Source organism: Nioella sp., assembly GCF_964229645.1.
GTDB lineage: Bacteria > Pseudomonadota > Alphaproteobacteria > Rhodobacterales > Rhodobacteraceae > Nioella.
On the sequence record NZ_CAXREX010000155.1, the window covers coordinates 18802 to 36285 of the forward strand.

The 17484-nt window shown below is 66.7% G+C and carries 20 protein-coding genes; 8 read left to right on the plus strand and 12 right to left on the minus strand.

The annotated features are described in order from the left end of the window. Nucleotides 1–39 precede the first annotated feature (39 nt). From glyA to ACEQXV_RS10260, 5 genes are all read left to right on the plus strand, one after another. A complete protein-coding gene (glyA, locus tag ACEQXV_RS10240) occupies nt 40–1356 on the plus strand; it encodes a serine hydroxymethyltransferase (RefSeq protein WP_370269031.1) in 1317 nt (438 codons plus the stop codon). A gap of 56 nt (nt 1357–1412) precedes the next feature. Next, nucleotides 1413–2282 carry an S-methyl-5'-thioadenosine phosphorylase gene (locus tag ACEQXV_RS10245; protein WP_370269032.1) on the plus strand — a complete coding sequence of 290 codons (870 nt, stop codon included), beginning with the start codon at nt 1413–1415 and terminating at the stop codon, nt 2280–2282. Continuing rightward, a complete protein-coding gene (locus ACEQXV_RS10250; protein WP_370255176.1) occupies nt 2279–2908 on the plus strand; it encodes a LysE family translocator in 630 nt (209 codons plus the stop codon). Before ACEQXV_RS10245 ends, ACEQXV_RS10250 begins: the two co-directional genes overlap by 4 nt. An 85-nt stretch (nt 2909–2993) precedes the next feature. After that, nucleotides 2994–3668 (plus strand): DUF2927 domain-containing protein, encoded by a 675-nt coding sequence (locus ACEQXV_RS10255; protein WP_370269034.1) that lies wholly within the window; start codon nt 2994–2996, stop codon nt 3666–3668. A 79-nt stretch (nt 3669–3747) separates the two neighbouring features. Beyond that, on the plus strand, nt 3748–4287 hold the full coding sequence (locus ACEQXV_RS10260) for an adenine phosphoribosyltransferase (protein ID WP_370255174.1): 540 nt from the start codon (nt 3748–3750) through the stop codon (nt 4285–4287). Nucleotides 4288–4294: 7 nt separating this feature from the next. Here ACEQXV_RS10260 and ACEQXV_RS10265 read toward each other — a convergent pair whose 3' ends face one another. The 12 genes from ACEQXV_RS10265 to coxB form a co-directional block, all read right to left on the minus strand. Continuing rightward, nucleotides 4295–5071: a hypothetical protein gene (locus ACEQXV_RS10265; protein ID WP_370269035.1), complete on the minus strand. Its 777-nt coding sequence runs from the start codon at nt 5069–5071 to the stop codon at nt 4295–4297. Nucleotides 5072–5290: 219 nt separating this feature from the next. Further along, nucleotides 5291–6715, minus strand: coding sequence for an FAD-binding oxidoreductase (locus ACEQXV_RS10270; protein ID WP_370255171.1), 1425 nt, complete (start codon nt 6713–6715; stop codon nt 5291–5293). After that, the gene (locus tag ACEQXV_RS10275; protein ID WP_370269036.1) at nt 6712–7245 is read right to left on the minus strand and encodes a DUF1697 domain-containing protein; all 534 of its coding nucleotides are present in this window, start codon (nt 7243–7245) and stop codon (nt 6712–6714) included. Before ACEQXV_RS10275 ends, ACEQXV_RS10270 begins: the two co-directional genes overlap by 4 nt. Nucleotides 7246–7263: 18 nt before the next feature. Further along, entirely contained in the window at nt 7264–7848 is a 585-nt protein-coding gene (locus ACEQXV_RS10280) for a GNAT family N-acetyltransferase (RefSeq protein WP_370255168.1), read from the minus strand. Then, nucleotides 7848–9110, minus strand: a complete 1263-nt coding sequence (locus ACEQXV_RS10285; protein ID WP_370255166.1) for a M16 family metallopeptidase — start codon at nt 9108–9110, stop codon at nt 7848–7850. Before ACEQXV_RS10285 ends, ACEQXV_RS10280 begins: the two co-directional genes overlap by 1 nt. Continuing rightward, nucleotides 9107–10495, minus strand: coding sequence for a threonine synthase (gene thrC / locus ACEQXV_RS10290; protein ID WP_370269037.1), 1389 nt, complete (start codon nt 10493–10495; stop codon nt 9107–9109). Before thrC ends, ACEQXV_RS10285 begins: the two co-directional genes overlap by 4 nt. 16 nt (nt 10496–10511) lie before the next feature. Further along, nucleotides 10512–11192 (minus strand): SURF1 family protein, encoded by a 681-nt coding sequence (locus ACEQXV_RS10295; protein ID WP_370269039.1) that lies wholly within the window; start codon nt 11190–11192, stop codon nt 10512–10514. Between the two features lie 204 nt (nt 11193–11396). Then, nucleotides 11397–12203, minus strand: a complete 807-nt coding sequence (locus ACEQXV_RS10300) for a cytochrome c oxidase subunit 3 (RefSeq protein ID WP_370269040.1) — start codon at nt 12201–12203, stop codon at nt 11397–11399. A 20-nt stretch (nt 12204–12223) separates the two neighbouring features. Continuing rightward, the gene (locus ACEQXV_RS10305) at nt 12224–12799 is read right to left on the minus strand and encodes a cytochrome c oxidase assembly protein (RefSeq protein WP_370251341.1); all 576 of its coding nucleotides are present in this window, start codon (nt 12797–12799) and stop codon (nt 12224–12226) included. Beyond that, nucleotides 12796–12987, minus strand: coding sequence for a hypothetical protein (locus ACEQXV_RS10310; RefSeq protein ID WP_370251342.1), 192 nt, complete (start codon nt 12985–12987; stop codon nt 12796–12798). Before ACEQXV_RS10310 ends, ACEQXV_RS10305 begins: the two co-directional genes overlap by 4 nt. 1 nt (nt 12988) lies before the next feature. Continuing rightward, the gene (gene cyoE / locus ACEQXV_RS10315; protein WP_370251343.1) at nt 12989–13927 is read right to left on the minus strand and encodes a heme o synthase; all 939 of its coding nucleotides are present in this window, start codon (nt 13925–13927) and stop codon (nt 12989–12991) included. Between the two features lie 78 nt (nt 13928–14005). Then, nucleotides 14006–14890 (minus strand): cytochrome c oxidase subunit II, encoded by an 885-nt coding sequence (coxB, locus tag ACEQXV_RS10320; RefSeq protein ID WP_370269041.1) that lies wholly within the window; start codon nt 14888–14890, stop codon nt 14006–14008. Nucleotides 14891–15072: 182 nt separating this feature from the next. Between coxB and tldD the strand changes: the two genes are divergently transcribed. The 3 genes from tldD to ACEQXV_RS10335 form a co-directional block, all read left to right on the plus strand. Further along, the gene (tldD, locus tag ACEQXV_RS10325) at nt 15073–16497 is read left to right on the plus strand and encodes a metalloprotease TldD (RefSeq protein ID WP_370269043.1); all 1425 of its coding nucleotides are present in this window, start codon (nt 15073–15075) and stop codon (nt 16495–16497) included. Beyond that, the gene (locus ACEQXV_RS10330) at nt 16494–16979 is read left to right on the plus strand and encodes an N-acetyltransferase family protein (RefSeq protein ID WP_370269044.1); all 486 of its coding nucleotides are present in this window, start codon (nt 16494–16496) and stop codon (nt 16977–16979) included. Before tldD ends, ACEQXV_RS10330 begins: the two co-directional genes overlap by 4 nt. Before the next feature lie 43 nt (nt 16980–17022). After that, the coding region (locus ACEQXV_RS10335) for a DNA-processing protein DprA (RefSeq protein WP_372525630.1) at nt 17023–17484 on the plus strand (462 nt) is incomplete at its 3' end.

The window sequence follows — 17484 nt, forward strand, 5'->3', positions numbered from 1 at the left end:
TGCCCGGCCATGATCGGCGCAAGACACAGGAGAGACCCGATGACCCTGGCCCGCCGCCCCTGGGTGCCCGAAGCCTGCGAGGACCTTGTCCAGCGCATCGCCGCCCATACCGCCACCGAGGACAGCAGCGCGATCCATGAGCGGATCGAGGCGCTGGCAGAGGCCAACCGCCATATCCACGAACGCGACTGCTTCAACCTCAACCCCGCGACCAACGTGATGAACCCGCGGGCAGAGGCTCTGCTGGCCAGTGGCATGGGTAGCCGCCCGTCGCTTGGCTATCCGGGCGACAAATACGAGATGGGGCTGGAGGCAATCGAGGAAATCGAGGTGATCGCGGCGGAACTGGCCGCCGAGGTCTTCAATGCGAAATACGCCGAGATTAGGGTGCCCTCGGGCGCGCTTGCCAATCTCTACGCCTTCATGGCGACCTGCAAGCCGGGCGACACGATCATCGCCCCGCCTGCCGCCGTGGGCGGCCACGTGACCCATCACGAGGCCGGCTGCGCGGGGCTCTATGGCTTGCGCATCCTGCCCGCGCCGGTCCATGCCGATGGCTACACGGTTGATGTGGACGGGCTGCGAAAGCTGGCGCTGGCGGAAAACCCCGCGCTCATCACGCTTGGCGCGAGCCTCAATCTCTTCGAACATCCGGTGGCCGAGGTCCGCAAGGTGGCCGACGAAGTTGGGGCAAAGCTCCTTTTCGACGCGGCGCATCAATGCGGGATCATCGCGGGCAAGGCCTGGAAGGACCCGCTGGCCGAAGGCGCGCACCTGATGACCATGTCGACCTACAAGAGCCTCGGCGGCCCGGCGGGCGGGCTGATCGTGACGAACGAGGCAGACCTGGCCGAACGGCTCGACCATATCGCCTTTCCCGGCATGACCGCGAATTTCGACGTGGCGAAATCGGCGGCGCTGGCGGTGACCATGCTCGACTGGCGCGATCATGGCCGCGCCTACGCAGCCGAGATGATCCGCATGGCCAAGGCCTTGGCCGAGGCGCTGGCAGATGAGGGCCTTCCGGTCTTCAAGGGGGCTGGCGGCTATACCATGTCGCACCAGTTCGCCATCGAGGCCAAGGGCTTCGGCGGCGGTCAGGCGGCCTCCAAGACATTGCGCCAGGCGGGGTTCCTGGCCTGCGGGATCGGTCTGCCCATCGACCCGGTGGAGGGCGATCTGAACGGCTTGCGCATCGGCACGCCGGAGCTGGTTCGGTGGGGTATGACGGCAGAGGACGCGCCGCGCCTGGCAAGCCTCCTCGCGCAAGGGCTGCGCGCCAATGACCCCGCCACGCTGGCGGGCGAGGTCGCGGACTGGCGGCAAAGCTTCGACCGGCTCCATTTCGTGAATTGAGCCCCCCGGCGCTGGCCGTTAGGCTACCGTGCGAAACGGCCAGCATGGGGACGGATATGGACACGGTGATCGGGGTAATCGGCGGCTCGGGCGTCTACGAGATCGAGGGGCTTGAGGGCGCGGAATGGGTGACGGCGGACAGCAGTTTCGGCACGCCCTCCGACCAGGTGCTGGTCGGCCACCTCGATGGCGTCAAGATGGTCTTCCTGCCCCGTCACGGGCGCGGCCATGTCCACACCCCGACAACGGTGCCCTACCGCGCCAATATCGACGCGCTGAAGCGGCTTGGCGTGACCGATGTCATCAGCGTGTCCGCCTGCGGATCGTTCCGCGAAGAAATGGCACCGGGCGATTTCGTGGTGGTCGACCAGTTCATCGACCGCACCTTCGCGCGCGAAAAGAGCTTCTTCGGCCCGGGTCTGGTCGGGCACGTCAGCGTCGCCCATCCCACCTGCCCGCGCCTGTCTGCGGCCTGCGTGGCGGCTGCGCGGGATTCGGGCATCACCGTGCATGACGGGGGCACTTACCTGGCAATGGAAGGCCCGCAGTTTTCCAGCCTCGCTGAATCGCGGATGTATCGCGAAAGCTGGGGCTGCGACGTGATCGGCATGACCAACATGCCCGAGGCGAAACTGGCCCGCGAGGCGGAGCTTTGCTACGCCTCCGTCGCCATGATCACCGACTATGACAGCTGGCACCCCGATCATGGCGAGGTCGATATTGCCCAGATCATCGCCACGCTGACGGGCAATGCCGGCAAGGCCAAGGCCTTGGTGAGCCGCCTGCCCACTCTTCTTGGCAAGGATCGCCCCCCCTGCCCGCATGGCTGCGACAGGGCGCTGGAATACGCGATCCTGACCGCGCCGGACAAGCGCGACCCGGCGATGGTGAAAAAGCTATCGGCCGTTGCGGGGCGCGTGCTGTGAGCGTCGATCTGTGGCTCGCCTTCGTCGCTGCCTCCACCGCGCTTCTGATCATTCCCGGCCCCACGGTGCTGCTGGTGCTGTCCTACGCGCTAAGCCAGGGGCGCAAGGTGGCCGTGGCCTCTGCCGCGGGCGTCGCGCTTGGCGATTTCATCGCCATGACCGCGTCGCTCCTGGGGCTGGGGGCGCTTGTGCTGGCCTCGGCGACGCTCTTTACGGCGCTGAAATGGGTGGGGGCGGTCTATCTCGTCTGGCTGGGGATCAAGCTGATCCGCTCGGCCGGGGGGGCGACCCTGACGGAGCTGCCGGAAACGCACCGGATCACGCCCGCGCGGATCTTTGGCCATAACGCGGCGGTGACCGCGCTCAATCCGAAATCCATCGCCTTCTTCATCGCCTTCGTGCCGCAGTTCCTGCGCCCCGAGGCCCCGCTTGGCCCGCAATTCGCGATCCTGGTGGCGACTTTCGTGAGCCTCGCCGCGATGAACGCGCTGGCCTACGCGCTGCTGGCCGACCGCCTGCGCGCGCGGATCGCGCGGCCCGGCGTCATCGCCTGGCTGACACGGGCGGGCGGTGCGACGCTGGTGACCATGGGTCTCTTGACCGCCAGCCTGCGCCGCGCAGTCTGAGACCCGAGTCCTCGCTGCAACAGGCGGCGCGCCTGCGTTGCCCCTGCGCTTGCCGCATGGCGCCGCTTGGGGCACATCTTTGACCATGATCACGATCCTGCGGCCTGCGCTTCTCTCCTGTCTCCTGATCCTGCCCACCCTGTCCTGGGCGCAGGAATTCGTGACCGTGCCGCGCCGCCTGTCGGACGAGGCCTTCTACCGGCTGGTGGCCTGCGCCGCGCCGCCGGGGGGAGAGTGCCGCAAGCCGCTGATCCGCTGGTCGGACCAGAGGGCCGTGTCGCTGACCGTGGGTGTGGTGCAGATCGACGACCACTTCCCCAATTACAAGCTCGACCTCGTGGAGGCTGCCATCGACCGCGCCATTGCCGAGATCAACGCCTCGGGGGCCTACCTGGTGCTGGAGCGCAGCTACGAACCCGACCCCGATATCGCGATTTACCTGCTGGACACGCCGCAGGGGGGCATTATCGAGGGCACCGGGAACCGTGAGCTGGATGGCTCGGAACTCGCCGTGGGGCGGGTGGCGATCCGCTCGCTCGGGGCCGATATCCAGGAAGCGGCGATCGCGCTGTCGCGCGACATCAACCGGCGCGAGATTTCATCGGTGGTGCTGGAAGAACTGGTGCAGGCGCTTGGGCTGGCGACAGACATCCAGTCGCCGGCCTATCCCGACTCGATCTTCAACGAGAACTCGAACGCGGTCGTGTGGCTGCGTGGACAGGACGCCGAGGCGCTGCGGCGACATTATCCACGCCTGTGACGCAGTTTTGGGCTGCACCGGCCCGCGTCAGGCGCTATGCATGGCCCCCGGATACACCTGCCACGGAAAGGCCCGAGCGATGCTGCAGAAAAAGGCGGTCGCGGACTATATCCGCACGATCCCCGACTTCCCCCATGAAGGCATCATGTTTCGCGATGTGACGACGCTGTTCCTGGATGCGCGCGGCTTCCGGCTGGCCATCGACCAGCTGCTGGCCCCCTTCGTCGGCCAGCGCATCGACAAGGTGGCGGGGCTGGAGGCAAGGGGCTTCATCCTGGGCGGCGCGGTGGCGCACCAGTTGTCGGTCGGCTTCGTGCCGATCCGCAAGAAGGGCAAGCTGCCGGGCAAGACGATCCAGCAGGACTACACGCTGGAATATGCCTCGGCCACGGTCGAGATCCATGACGACTGTCTGCAACCGGGCGAAAAGGTGCTGCTGGTCGATGACCTTCTGGCCACCGGCGGCACCGCCGAGGCGGGGATCCGCCTGATCGAACGGCTTGGCGCGCAGGTCGTGGGCACCGCTTTCGTGGTGGACCTGCCCGACCTGGGCGGGCGCAAGCGGCTGGAGGCCATGGGCCAGGCCGTGCATTGCCTGTGTGAATTCGAAGGCGACTAGGCGGAAGTCACAAGCCTGATCGGCGGCGGATGTCGTGCCAGACCTGCATGGTCGAGCCGCGTCCGCAGTCGATCACCTCGCCCTCCAGCACCACCGCGAAGAGGGCTTTCGGCGTCACCAGACTCTCGCGTGTGATGTCGGCGCTGTGCAACGGCTCCAGCCGCGCCTCCAGCCCGGCCTCGCGCGCCATGTCCACGAGGTCATAGCCCCGGCGCAACTGCTGGTCGCAATGGCCCACGGTCTGCACCACCAGCCCGCTGCCTAGCCGTTCGGCCCGCGCGTGCCAGTCCTGCGGCAGGCCCGGCAGCGCCAGCGGCCCCTGCACGACCTTGGCCCACAGGGCGATGCCCCCGGCGGTTTCATCGATCACCCGGTACCCCTGGGCGAAGAGGCCGCGCCGCGTTTCGGGATCGGCCGGTGCCGAGAGCGGCAACAGAACGGCGGCAAAGTCGTAATATCGCGCCCAGGTTTCGGCCGATTGCAGAAGCGAGCCTGCGCCCTCGGACCAGTCGACCCGGGATTTCACGCAGAGGCTTTGCACCACGATGCAGCCTGCCCCGCCAATGAGCGGTTTCCACGACACGCGCCCCGGGGCGAATTCGACGAAGCCCTTGAGCGGCGGGCGCAGCATCCGCACCTGGAAGCCTTCCTCGAAGCGATCGAGAAGCCAGTCCCGCCGGGTTGGGCCATCCTGCCGGCCAATCCCCATCTCGAGGCTCAGGAACCCTGTCCTGTCCAGGTTCGGAGGGGAAACCGTGATCACGTTTACAGGCACCCGAGCCATAGGATCGCATCCTTCATCCGCCGCGCCACCTTGCCCCCAAGATAGCCTTGGCGCGCGAAAGCCTCCTTGATCTGCCGCAAATAGAAATCGCGGCTGTGTTTACGCTCTCTTAACGAGAGCCGGGCTAAGCATGAGTCGTTCGTCACTCGCGAACATGTTGCTTGCAAGACCAAGACCCCACAGGCGCCCCGTCACCCCCGGCGGGGCGCCGACCCGTTTTCAGGGGATGTGGCGCAGCACTGCCCCGGGGTTCATGATGCCGTGGGGATCCAGGGCCGCCTTGATCGCGCGCATCGCCGCCAGCGCGGCGGGATCGCCATAGCGTTCCAGGTCACCCACCTTGAGCCGCCCGACCCCGTGCTCGGCAGAGACGGACCCGCCCATTTCGTGCACGAGGTCATGGATCGCCTGCTTGACCTCGCCGCGCGCAAAGGCCCAGGCCTCGCGCCCCTCGCCCTTGGGCGGGAAGACGTTGTAATGCAGGTTGCCATCGCCCAGATGGCCAAAGGCATTGATCCGCACCGCGCCCAGATGGGCCACGCGGGCGGGCGCTTCGGCGAGGAAAGCCGGGATCGCGCCGATTGGCACGGAAATGTCGTGGCTGGAAATCGCCCCGATCCGCTTGTTGGCCTCGGGGATTGTCTCACGCAATGTCCAGAAGTCCTGCCGCTGCCCTTCGGACTGGGAAATCAGCCCGTCCAGCACCAGCCCCTCTTCGGCAGCTGCCTCGAAAAGCGCCATCAGCGCATCGCTCGCGCTTTGCCCCTGGGGCAGACCCAGATCGACGAGGCACATCCAATCGGGCTTGTCGGCGAAGGGCTGGCGCAGCTCGGGCCCCACCTCTTCGAGAAAGTCCAGCCCCGCCCTGGCGATCAGTTCAAAAGCCGACAGCCCGTCGCCCACCATCCGCCGCGCCAGTGCCAGCAGCTTCAGCGCGCTGTCGGGGCTGTCCACCACCATCAGCGCGGTCGCCTGATCGGATGGGCGCGGCACCAGCCGGAGACAGGCCGCCGTGATCAGCCCGAGCGTGCCCTCGGCCCCAACCAGGAGGTTGCGCAGGTCATAGCCGAGGTTGTCTTTGCGCAGGCCACGCAGCCCGTGCATGACCTCGCCCGTGGGCAGAACCGCCTCGATCCCCAGAACCAGGTCGCGCGTATTGCCGTAGCGGATCACGTTCACGCCCCCGGCATTCGTGGACAGCAGCCCGCCGACGCGCGCCGATCCTTCGGAAGCCAGCGAGAGCGGGAACAAGAGCCCCATCTGCTCGGCCTGGTCCTGCACATCGGCCAGGATCGCGCCCGCCTCGACGGTCAGCGTGCCTGCCAGCGGGTCGGCGGCCCGCGTGGCGGTCATGCGCTCGAAACTGATCACCAGCGGCGCGGGCCCATCGGCCGCGATCTGCCCGCCGACAAGCCCGGTGCCGCCGCCATAGGGCACCACCGGCACGCGCGCGCTTGCGGCATGGCGCACAAGGGTGGCCACGTCGTCGGTTGTGCGGGGCCGGGCGAGGCAGCCCGCCTGCCCCTCGAACAGCCCGCGCGGTTCGGCCAGGTAGCGCGCCTCGACGAGGCCAAGCACGCCCTCGGGCAGATCGGCGGCAAGGGCGGCCTGAAAAACGCTGTCGGCGGGGAAAAGCTGGGTCATGCGTGGGCCATCTTCTGAAGGGCGCGGCAACTGGCGAGGTTCCGCGCGGTCACGATCTCGGCGCGAAGCACCCGGTCCAGCCGTTCGGCCAGTTTCGAGCGCCCGAAGCCATGGGGTGTGTAGAGATAAAGGACCCCGTCCCCGAGCTGGAAACGCTCGCCTGCGGTGGCCGCCGCCCCGGCAGCCTCTGCATCGAAGGACGCGGGGTCCGAGAAGAAGACGAGGTGAAGGGTCTTGGGCTCATCCTCGGCCTCGGTAAACGGGTTTGCATCCAGGGCAGCATCCAGCGCCGATGCCGCAAGCACATGGCAGGGCGGCGCGAAGCCGGTCTCTTTTTCGATCGCGGCTGGCAGGGTATCGGCCAATTCGTCCGCCGGGGCCGCGCTGTCGAAGACGGCATTCCCGCTCTGGATATAGGTGGCGACGTTTTGAAGCCCCATATCGGACAGAAGGGCGCGCCACTGGGCCATCGGCAGGCGGTTGCGCCCGCCCACATTCACCCCCCTGAGAAGCGCGATATAGCGCGTCATCGGCCTGCCCTCCGGCTGTCAGCCCGCGTCGGATCGCCCGCGCCGGTCATGGCGCAGCATGGCGTAGAGCACGTGGTTGCGCCAGCGCCCGTTGATCTGAAGGTAGCTTTGCGCCACGCCTTCATACTTGAACCCGGCCTTTTCCAGCACCCCGCGCGAGGGCGCGTTTTCCGGCAGGCAGGCGGCTTCTAGGCGGCTGAGATCAAGCTCGCGGAAGGCGTAATGCGCAATGGCGGCAATCGCCTCCAGCATGTAGCCCTGGCGCTGATGCGGCTGGCCGATCCAGTAACCGAGCGTGCCCGCCTGCGCGGGGCCGCGGCGGATATTGTCGAGCGTGATCGCGCCCACCAGCGCCTCGTCGGCGCGCCGCACCAGGAAAAGCGGAATGGCTGAGCCATTGCCGACCGACCGCTGTGCCCAGTAGACGCGGTTGGTGAAGCTCTTGCGGGTCAGGTGATCGGCAGCCCAGGTGGGCTCCCATGGTTGCAGGAACTCGGCCGACTGGTCGCGCAGGCTGGCCCAGGCCCGGTAATCGGAATGCGCTGGCAGGCGCAGGCTCAGCCGCTCTGTCTCGATCCGAACCTTGTTCCTGCGTGCGATCATCAGGCGGCCAGACGCTCCACCAGGTCGGCCACGCGCGGGCCGTGATCGACCGGCCCATAAAGCGCCAGCGCCGCGCGCCCGGCACCCACCAGCTTGGCGGCATGGTCGCGCACGGCGGCCCGGTTCACCGCGTCGATGCGGGCCACGGTTTCCTCCAGCGGCGGCACCCGGTTCCAGATCGCCACCAGGCGCGCCAGCCGTTCGGCCCGGGCCGAGGGGCTTTCCAGCCCCATCAGCATGCCGGCCTTCATCTGCGCGCGGGCCCGCTCGATCTCGGCATCGGTCAGCCCGTCGACCGAGCGGCGAACCTCCTCGATCGTGAGGTCAGACAGAGCATTCAGGTCCTCGGCCCCGGTGCCCGCATAGATCGTCATGAGCCCGGTGTCGTCATAGCTGCCGACCTGGCTGTAGATCGTGTAGCACAGGCCGCGTTTCTCGCGGATTTCCTGGAACAGCCGCGAGGACATGCCGCCACCAAGCGCGGTGGCGTAGATCTGGGCGGTGTAGATGTCGTCCGAGCGGTAGCCGGGGGCCTCCAGCGCCAGGGTAAAATGCGCCTGCTCCAGTTGCTTGACCTCGCGCCGCTCGCCGCCGTGAAAGACGCCCGGCAGGGCCGAGCTGACGGGCTTGGCGGGCAGGTGGCCGAAGGCCGCCTCGGCCAGTCGCACGATCTGGTCGTGGTCGACGGCCCCGGCAGCCGACAGGATCAGCTGCCCCGCGCCGTAATGTTCGGCCACGAAGCCTCGCAGATCCTCCTTGCCGAAGCCGCGCACCCGCTCTGCCGGGCCCAGGATGGTGCGCCCGAGCGGTTGCTCGGGATAGGCCACTTCCTGCAACCAGTCGAAGATGATGTCATCGGGCGTATCGAGCGCCTGGCCGATTTCCTGAAGGATAACACCGCGCTCCACCTCGATTTCGCGAGGGTCGAAGACCGGGTTCAACAGAATGTCGGAAATCAGATCGACCGCAAGCGGCACGTCGTCCTTGAGCACGCGGGCATAATAGGCCGTCACCTCGCGGCTGGTATAGGCGTTGATATAGCCCCCCACATCCTCGATTTCCTCGGCGATGGCCAGCGCCGAACGGCGCTTGGTGCCCTTGAAGGCCATGTGTTCGAGGAAATGGGCGATGCCGTTCTGCTCGGGCCGCTCGTGACGGCCACCGGCATTGACCCAGACGCCCACGGCGGCGGATTGCAGCCCCGGCATATGCTCGGTCACGATGCGCATGCCGTTGGCGAGGGTATGGATCAGAACGCTCACGCGGCACGCTCCGCGCGCACGAGCGCTTCGAGCTGGGCAAGGTCGTTCTCGACTCGCGTGACCCGTTCGGGCCGGTCGAACAGATCGGCCATGCGCGTGGGCAGGCCGGGGCGGATGCCGCTGGCCCGTTCCACCGCATCGGGGAATTTCGCCGGGTGCGCCGTGGCCAGCGTGATCATCGGCGTGGTGCCCAGGTGATCCTGCGCGACGTGGACGCCCACGGCACTGTGCGGGCACAGAAGTTCGACCATCTCGGCATTGGCGCGGGTGATCATGGCCAGCGTTTCCTCCTCCGAACAGCGGCCAGAGGCGAAGAGCCCGCGCAGCCGTTCCAGCGCGCCTTGGGAAATCTTGAAGCCGCCCTGCCCCTTCAACTCGTCCATCAGCTGCGCCACGGCCCCGCCATCGCGATCGTAGACGTCGAAGAGCGCACGTTCGAAATTGGAGGAGACCTGGATATCCATCGAGGGGCTGATCGAGGGGGTGACGCCATGGGTTTCATAGGTGCCGCCCGACATCGCCCGGTGCAGGATGTCGTTCTGGTTGGTGGCGATGACGAGCCGTTCAATCGGCAGACCCATGCGCTTGGCGATGTAGCCTGCGAAAATGTCGCCGAAATTGCCTGTGGGCACGGTGAAGCTGACCGCCCGATGCGGCGCGCCGAGGGACACGGCGGCGGTGAACGAGTAGACGACCTGCGCCAGCACCCGCGCCCAGTTGATCGCGTTCACACCCGCCAGATGCCCCTCGGCGCGGACGGCATGGTCGTGGAACATGTCCGTCAGCCGCGCCTGGCAATCGTCGAAATCGCCGGTCAGCGCGAGGGCATGGGCATTTGCTTCGCTCACCGTCGTCATCTGGCGGCGCTGCACGTCGCTGACCCGGCCATGGGGGAAGAGGATGAAGACATCGACATTGTCGAGCCCCCGGAAGGCTTCCATCGCCGCCGAGCCGGTGTCGCCCGAGGTCGCGCCCACGATGGTCACGCGCTTGCCTGACCGCGACAGCGAGGCCTGGAAGAGCTGGCCAATCAGCTGCATGGCGAAGTCCTTGAAGGCGAGCGTGGGCCCGTGGAACAGCTCCAGCAGGACATGGTTGGGGGCCAGTTGCACCAGGGGCGCGCGGGCGGCATGGCCGAAGCCCGCATAGGCGCGCGCGATGATGTCGGCAAATTCTTCGTCCGTGAAGGCATCGCCGATGAAGGGACGCATCACGCGGAACGCCACCTCCTCGTAGCTCAGCCCCGCCAGCGCCGCGATATCGCCCCGGGCCATCACCGGCACCTCGGCAGGCACGTAAAGCCCCCCGTCCCGGGCAAGCCCGGTCAGCATGGCTTCTTCAAAACTCAGATCGGGGGCCGCGCCCCGGGTCGAGACATAACGCATGGAATTGTCGGTGCCTTCAGTTTGTCCGCTTGCTGATACGCCAGAGAAGAAAGAGTGTCATCCCCAACCAGACCGCGGCGAGCAGAAACCACGTCACCGCGTAAGACAGGTGATCGTTCGGAATCGCGCTGGTGTCCACCGGGAAGGGCGTCACGCCAAGGTCCGTTTGCGGCGCCTCGCGCAAAACCACCAGCACCGGGTCCGTGTCCAGCGCCTCGGCCATTGCCGGGATGTCGCGGGCAAACCAGATGCCGGCTGCAAGGTCCGGCTCCGGCGTGAAGCCGTCGATCTCGTCCGGCCAGTAGAGATTGCCCACGAGATCGGCGGCAACATTGCCCGGCCGCGCGGTCCGCCGCTCGGTTTCGCGCACGAAGCCCATGTCGATCAGGATGCGCCTGCCCGCTTCGGTCTCGAAGGCGCGGATGATGCGAAAGACCGGCCCTGCATTGCGCAGCGAGGCCAGGATGGTGATTTCGCCGTCCAGGATCGTGCCCGACAGAGCCACCGGCTGAAACTGGTCGCGCTCCGCGTCGGGAACCTCGGGCAAGGCCTCGGGCGCGTCGGCGATCCGCGCCTCGATCCCGGCCAGCAGCGTCTCCTTCCACTCCAGCCGGGCCACCTGCCAGGCCCCGAGCCTGAGCAGGATCGCACAGCCCACCAGCCCGAAGAGGATCGGCCAGATCATCCGTTTCAGCATCGCACTCTCCCGACGGGAAAAGGCCGACCCGCCGGCCGGCCTTCACATTCAATTAAGGTTCACGCGCCTGCCTTCTTCTTCTTGGCGAGGTCTCTGTCCGTTCGCGGCTGAAACGCTCCACCGGAGCATTTCTTTCTCGCCGCTCACCCCTCGCCGAAGGCAAACCCGGCCGCCCCGCACAAGCGACGGCCGGCAAGTCAGGGCTTACTGGCCCCAGATGTAGACGGCGAAGAACAGGAACAGCCAGACGACGTCCACGAAGTGCCAGTACCAGGCCGCGGCCTCGAACCCGGCGTGACGCTCGGGCGTGAAGTCGCCCGCGATGGCGCGGAACAGGCAGACGGTCAGGAAGATCGTGCCGATGATCACGTGGAAGCCGTGGAAACCGGTCGCCATGAAGAAGGTGCCGAAGAAGCGGTCGCCGCCGAAGCTCCAGCCTTCATGCACCAGCAGTTCCCAGTATTCATAGGCCTGGAGGCCGGTAAAGGCGATGCCCAGGATGATCCCGATGGCCAGGCCCCAGATCAGGTCCTTGCGGTTGTTTTCATGCACCAGCGCGTGGTGTGCCCAGGTCACGGCACAGCCCGACAACAGCAGAACCAGCGTGTTCATCAGCGGCAGGTGGAACGCGTCGACGGCGTGGATCTCGGGCAGAACGTATTCCGAGCCCACATACTCGCTCATCGGGTAGATGGTGTGCTTGAAGAAGGCCCAGAACCAGGCCAGGAAGAACATCACTTCCGAGAGGATGAACAGGATGAAGCCGTAGCGCAGGCCGATCCGGACCACGGGGGTGTGGTCGATGCCGTTATTGCCCTCGCCGACCATGTCCTTCCACCAGCCGAACATGACGTAGAGCACGCCGATGAGGCCGATGGCAAAGAGCCAGGGTCCATTGCCCGAGATCCAGAGCACCACGCCCGAAAGCATCAGGAAGGCGCCCACGGCCCCGAGGAACGGGTAAATCGAGGGGGTGAGAATGTGATAGTCGTGGTTCTTAGCGTGTGCCATTTTGTGCGGTCCTTTGGTGGTCACTCACTGTCGCCGTCTAACGCAGCGTATTCATCTTCGGGCAAGTCCGTCTCGTAGAACGTGTAGGACAAGGTAATCGCGTGGATCCCGTTCGCGTCGGGGTCGTCGACGATCTCGGGATCGACGTAGAAGGTCACGGGCATTTCGACCCGTTCGCCAGGTTCCAGCACCTGCTCGGTAAAGCAGAAACAGGCGATCTTCGAGAAGTAGAGCCCGGCCGAATAGGGCGCGACGTTGTAGGTCGCGGTGCCCGCGATGGTGCGGTCGGTCGGGTTATAGGCGGTGTAGAAGGCCATGCCGGTTTCGCCGATGCGGATTTCCATCGGTTCGGACGGGGCCTCGAATTCCCATTCCATGTCGTCGCCGAGCGATGCATCGAAGCGCACGAGGATGGTCTGGTCGAGAACGACATCGCTGCCCTGCTCGGCCACCGAGGTGGTGCCGCCGTAGCCGGTCACGCGGCAGAAAAGATCGTAAAGCGGCACCGAGGCGAACCCGAGCGAACCCATCGCGGCCACGACGGCCAGCAGCTTCCACACGGTCCTGGCGTGGTTGGGGGTCTGCCCTGCGCTCATTCCGAGCCCTCCTCTTCGGTGATCGAGGGACGGGCGGAATGGTCGAAGGCTTCCATCGAGCCGCCATTGCGGATCTTGGACATGGTCAGGAAGAACACGATGGCCACGAAAGCCAGCAGCGTGAGGGCCACGCCGATATTGCGGCCCGCGCGGCGCTGATGGATCTCATGCGTTTCGGTGATCGGCATCTTACCAGCCCCCCAGGCCGAAGGCACGCAGGCCGGCTTCTGCCAGAAGCGCGCCGAAATGCAGGAAGAGATAAAGAAGCGAGAAGCGGAAGACCTTCTTCTCGGTGCGGTAATCGTCCTGGCGCGCGGCCTCTTCGCTGCGCTTCCAGATGTCGTAGCCGCCCTTGACGAACAGAAGGTTCAGCACCACCGCGGCAGCCATGTAGAGCGGCCCGCCGATCGAGGTCAGGCCGGTGGCGATGGCCACGGGGGCCAGCAGCAGCGTGTAGACGAAGACCAGCTTGCGGGTGTGCGGACGGCCGTGGGTCACGGTCATCATGGGCACCTTGGCCTCGTCGTAATCGGATTTCATGAACAGGGCCAGCGCCCAGAAATGGGGCGGCGTCCACATGAAGATCAGAGCGAACATCAGGACGGATTCGATGGACACGCCACCGGTGGCAACGGCCCAACCGATCATCGGGGGGAAGGCGCCGGCGGCGCCGCCGATAACGATGTTCTGCGGCGTCGAGCGCTTGAGCCAGACGGTATAGACCACCGCGTAGAAGAAGATGGTGAAGGCCAGGAAGGCAGCGGCAAACCAGTTTGCCGCAAGGCCCAGCATCACCACCGACAGCGCCGAGAGCCACAGGCCGAGGCTCAGCGCCTCGCCGGGACTGACGCGGCCCGAGGGAATGGGGCGCGACTGCGTGCGCTTCATCACCTGGTCGATATCGCGGTCATACCACATGTTCAGCGCCCCCGAGGCGCCGCCGCCAAGGGCAATGAACAGGATCGCGGTAAACGCATCCACCGGCGGCACGCCCACGGGCGCAACCATCAGGCCCACGAAGGCCGTGAACACGACCAGCGACATCACGCGGGGTTTCAGCAGGGCGAAATAGTCGCCGAACTGGGCCTCCTGCGGGGTCGTGTTGGTGTTCGCGGTGAAATCGCTCATCGGGTCTCGGTCTCGTCTTGCGGGATGCAAGAGGGCCGCAGGCAGGGACAGGTCCGCCCGCGGCCGCTCGGTCAGGTGTTACTGCTCGACGGCAGCCAGCTCGATCTCGCCGATCGTGCCGTCCATGAGGGACGCGAAGTCGGTGCCGCCGGAGGCGAGCCAGGCTTCGTATTCGGCGGGCGTCACGGCCATGACGGTGATTGGCATGAAGGCGTGGTTCAGACCGCAAAGTTCCGAACACTGGCCAAAGTAAATGCCTTCCCTGCCGGGCTCGACGCGGAACCAGGCTTCGGCCAGGCGGCCGGGAACGCCGTCCTGCTTCACGCCGAAGGCAGGGATCGTCCAGCTGTGGATCACGTCGGCCGCGGTGACTTGCAGAACGACGGTCTGACCGGTCGGCACCACGACGGCGGTGTCGGTGGCCAGCAGGTATTCGTCCTGGCTGTAGCCGTATTCTTCGAGCGATTCCCGATCCAGCATGAAGCTCAGGAACTCGATGTCGTGCTCGGGGTATTCATAGCCCCAGTACCACTGGTAGCCGGTCGCCTTGATGACCACGTCGCCTTCCGGAATCTCCTGCTGGTTGAACAGAACCGGCAGCGAGAAGGCCCCGATGAACACCAGGATGCCAAGCGGAACCAGCGTCCAGGTCACCTCGATCGGGGTGTTGTGGCTGAAGGTCGCCGGGGTCTTGTTGGCCCGCGCGTTGTAGCGCAGGATGACCCAGACCAGCAGCCCCAGCACGAAAATGCAGATCGCGGTGATGATGTAGAGCACCATGTTGTCGAGGCGGTGGATCTGCGCGGCCAGGCTGGTGACAGCGGGCTGGAAGCCCAGGCCACGATCAACCGGCGCACCGATCACTTCGAGACCTTCGGGAGCGGTCTGCGCGATGGCGGCGCCGGCTGCGAAGGTTGCACCAATACCGGCCCAGAGGCCGTTCAGCTTCTTCAGAAGTCGCATTCTTATCGTCCTGTCCTTGCGGGGATAGGCCTTGTCGGCCACGCAGACCCCCGTTGCGTATGTCTGGTGATGAACCATATAGAGGGAACGGTGGCAAGACAGTGGTGAAAAATGTCTCACCTTTAAAATTGCCCCGGATCGCTTGACGCAGATCATTTTCAGCCCCGGAAGGTCCCTGCCCCATGACGACTTCGCCCGCGTTCCGCCCCTTCGAGACCCAGATCGACAAGGAGGCCGCACTGCGGATCCTGCGCGATGCCACGGCGGGGGCGGATGACGGTGAGCTGTTCCTGGAGCGCAAACGTTCGGAAATGCTGCTCTTTGACGATGGCCGCGTGAAAACCGCCAGCTATGACGCATCCGAAGGCTTCGGCCTGCGCGCGGTGCGCGGCGAGGTCGCAGGCTACGCCCATTCCACGGAAATCTCCGAAACGGCGCTGCTGCGCGCCAGCGAAACCGCCCGCCTGGCCGTGGGTGAGGGCGGCGGCACGTGGGCGGACGCCCCTGCGGCGACGAATCAGAGGCTCTATACCGACGCGGACCCGATGGCCGGCGCGGGATTCGGCGCCAAGCTCGACATTCTCAAGGAGGTCGATGCCTATGCGCGCGGCCTGGACCCCCGCGTGGTGCAGGTCTCGGTCAGCCTTGCCGCCTCGCACCAGGAGGTCGAGATCCTGCGTCCCGACGCGGTGCATGTCTCGGACGCGCGGCCGATGATCCGCGTCAACGTCTCGGTCATCGTCGAGGAAAACGGTCGCCGCGAATCCGGCAATGCGGGCGGCGGCGGTCGGGTGGAGCTGGGCGACTGGCTCGACCTTGCCAACTGGCAGGCGCTGGCGCGCGAGGCGCTACGCATCGCGGTCGTCAATCTCGGTGCCGTTCCCGCCCCTGCGGGCATCATGGACGTGGCGCTCGGCCCCGGCTGGCCCGGCATCCTGCTGCACGAGGCCGTGGGCCACGGGCTGGAGGGCGATTTCAACCGCAAGAAGAGTTCCGCCTTCGCCGGGCTTCTGGGCCAGCAGGTTGCCGCGAAGGGCGTGACGGTGCTCGATGACGGCACCATCCCCGACCGGCGCGGATCGCTGACCGTCGATGACGAGGGCACGCCCTCTTCCAGGACCACGCTGATCGAGGATGGCATCCTTGTGGGCTATATGCAGGACCGCCAGAATGCCCGGCTGATGGGCGTGGCCCCCACGGGCAACGGGCGGCGCGAAAGCCATTCGCACGCGCCCATGCCGCGCATGACCAATACCTATATGCTGGGCGGCGACACCGACCCCGCCGATATCGTGGCCGATCTCAAGGACGGCATCTATGCCGTGGGCTTCGGCGGCGGGCAGGTCGACATCACCAACGGCACGTTCGTCTTCAGCTGCACCGAGGCCTACCGGGTGCAGGACGGCAAGGTTGGCGCGCCCGTCAAGGGCGCGACGCTGATCGGCGACGGGGCCACGGCATTGCAGAAGATCCGTGCGATCGGCAATGACATGGCGCTCGATCCCGGCATGGGGACCTGTGGCAAGGCGGGCCAGTGGGTGCCCGTGGGCGTGGGCCAGCCCACGCTGCTGATCGGCGGCCTGACCGTCGGCGGGTCCGCCGCGTGAACGACCTGCGTCCGGCCCGGCCCGAGGATATCCCCGGGCTTGCGAAACTGTGGCACGCGGGCTGGCACGAGGCCCATGCCGCCTACACGCCCGAAGCCCTGACCCGCATGCGGACCGAGGCCGATTTCTCCCGCCGCCTGCGCGACCTTCTGCCGGGCATCCGCATGGCGGGACCGCCGCTGGCGCCGCTTGGCTTCTGCGCCATCCGCGATGACGAGCTTTATCAATTGTTCGTGGCCGGGGCCGCACGGGGCACCGGGCTGGCCGCCCGGCTGCTGGCCGATGGCGAGGCGCGGCTGGCGGCGCGCGGCGTTGGCCTTGCGCGGCTCGATATCGGGGTGGGCAACCACCGCGCCGCCCGGTTCTACGTCCGCGAAGGCTGGGAAGAGACCGGCAGCGGCGAGGCCGAGGTGGACAGCGCCGAGGGGCCTTTCCGCCTGCGATTGCGCTTCTTCGTCAAGTCGCTCGCCGATCCCGGCTAGTCCGGTAACACTCCGTTAACCGCGACTCGCCTAGCCTCGGCCCATGATGACCGAGATCGACAGTGCATTCTGGGAAGCGGCCAGCGCCTATGTGCCTGACCCTGCGGTGGATGCGGGCGAACGGCTGGCGCGGCTGCGCCTCCTTCGTTCGCGCCGGGTGGGACCTGCGACCTATCGGCGGCTGATGGCGGAACACGGGCACGCGAAAGGGGCGCTCCAGGCCCTGCCTGACGTGGCCCGCGCCGCGGGGGTGGAAAAATACACTCCCTGCCCCGAAGCCGTGGCGCGTGCCGAACTGACCGCCGGGCGGCGCATGGGGGCGCAGATGCTTTGCCTTGGCGATCCCGGCTACCCGGCGGACCTTGCCGATTGCGCCGATGCCCCGCCGATCCTCTGGGCGCTTGGCGATCCTGGCCTGCTCGACCGACCGATGCTGGCCATGGTGGGCACGCGCAACGCCTCGTCGCTTGGCGCGCGCATGGCGCGGCGGCTGGCGGCGGACCTG

Coding starts and splice junctions, on each gene's coding strand:
- ACEQXV_RS10265 (WP_370269035.1), bottom strand. CDS start 5,071: ATGGCTCGGGTGCCTGTAAACGTGATCACGGTTTCCCCTCCGAACCTG.
- tldD (WP_370269043.1), top strand. CDS start 15,073: ATGACGACTTCGCCCGCGTTCCGCCCCTTCGAGACCCAGATCGACAAG.
- thrC (WP_370269037.1), bottom strand. CDS start 10,495: ATGCGTTATGTCTCGACCCGGGGCGCGGCCCCCGATCTGAGTTTTGAA.
- glyA (WP_370269031.1), top strand. CDS start 40: ATGACCCTGGCCCGCCGCCCCTGGGTGCCCGAAGCCTGCGAGGACCTT.
- ACEQXV_RS10270 (WP_370255171.1), bottom strand. CDS start 6,715: ATGACCCAGCTTTTCCCCGCCGACAGCGTTTTTCAGGCCGCCCTTGCC.
- ACEQXV_RS10295 (WP_370269039.1), bottom strand. CDS start 11,192: ATGCTGAAACGGATGATCTGGCCGATCCTCTTCGGGCTGGTGGGCTGT.
- ACEQXV_RS10310 (WP_370251342.1), bottom strand. CDS start 12,987: ATGCCGATCACCGAAACGCATGAGATCCATCAGCGCCGCGCGGGCCGC.
- cyoE (WP_370251343.1), bottom strand. CDS start 13,927: ATGAGCGATTTCACCGCGAACACCAACACGACCCCGCAGGAGGCCCAG.
- ACEQXV_RS10275 (WP_370269036.1), bottom strand. CDS start 7,245: ATGACGCGCTATATCGCGCTTCTCAGGGGGGTGAATGTGGGCGGGCGC.
- ACEQXV_RS10245 (WP_370269032.1), top strand. CDS start 1,413: ATGGACACGGTGATCGGGGTAATCGGCGGCTCGGGCGTCTACGAGATC.
- ACEQXV_RS10300 (WP_370269040.1), bottom strand. CDS start 12,203: ATGGCACACGCTAAGAACCACGACTATCACATTCTCACCCCCTCGATT.
- coxB (WP_370269041.1), bottom strand. CDS start 14,890: ATGCGACTTCTGAAGAAGCTGAACGGCCTCTGGGCCGGTATTGGTGCA.
- ACEQXV_RS10255 (WP_370269034.1), top strand. CDS start 2,994: ATGATCACGATCCTGCGGCCTGCGCTTCTCTCCTGTCTCCTGATCCTG.
- ACEQXV_RS10260 (WP_370255174.1), top strand. CDS start 3,748: ATGCTGCAGAAAAAGGCGGTCGCGGACTATATCCGCACGATCCCCGAC.
- ACEQXV_RS10280 (WP_370255168.1), bottom strand. CDS start 7,848: ATGATCGCACGCAGGAACAAGGTTCGGATCGAGACAGAGCGGCTGAGC.
- ACEQXV_RS10305 (WP_370251341.1), bottom strand. CDS start 12,799: ATGAGCGCAGGGCAGACCCCCAACCACGCCAGGACCGTGTGGAAGCTG.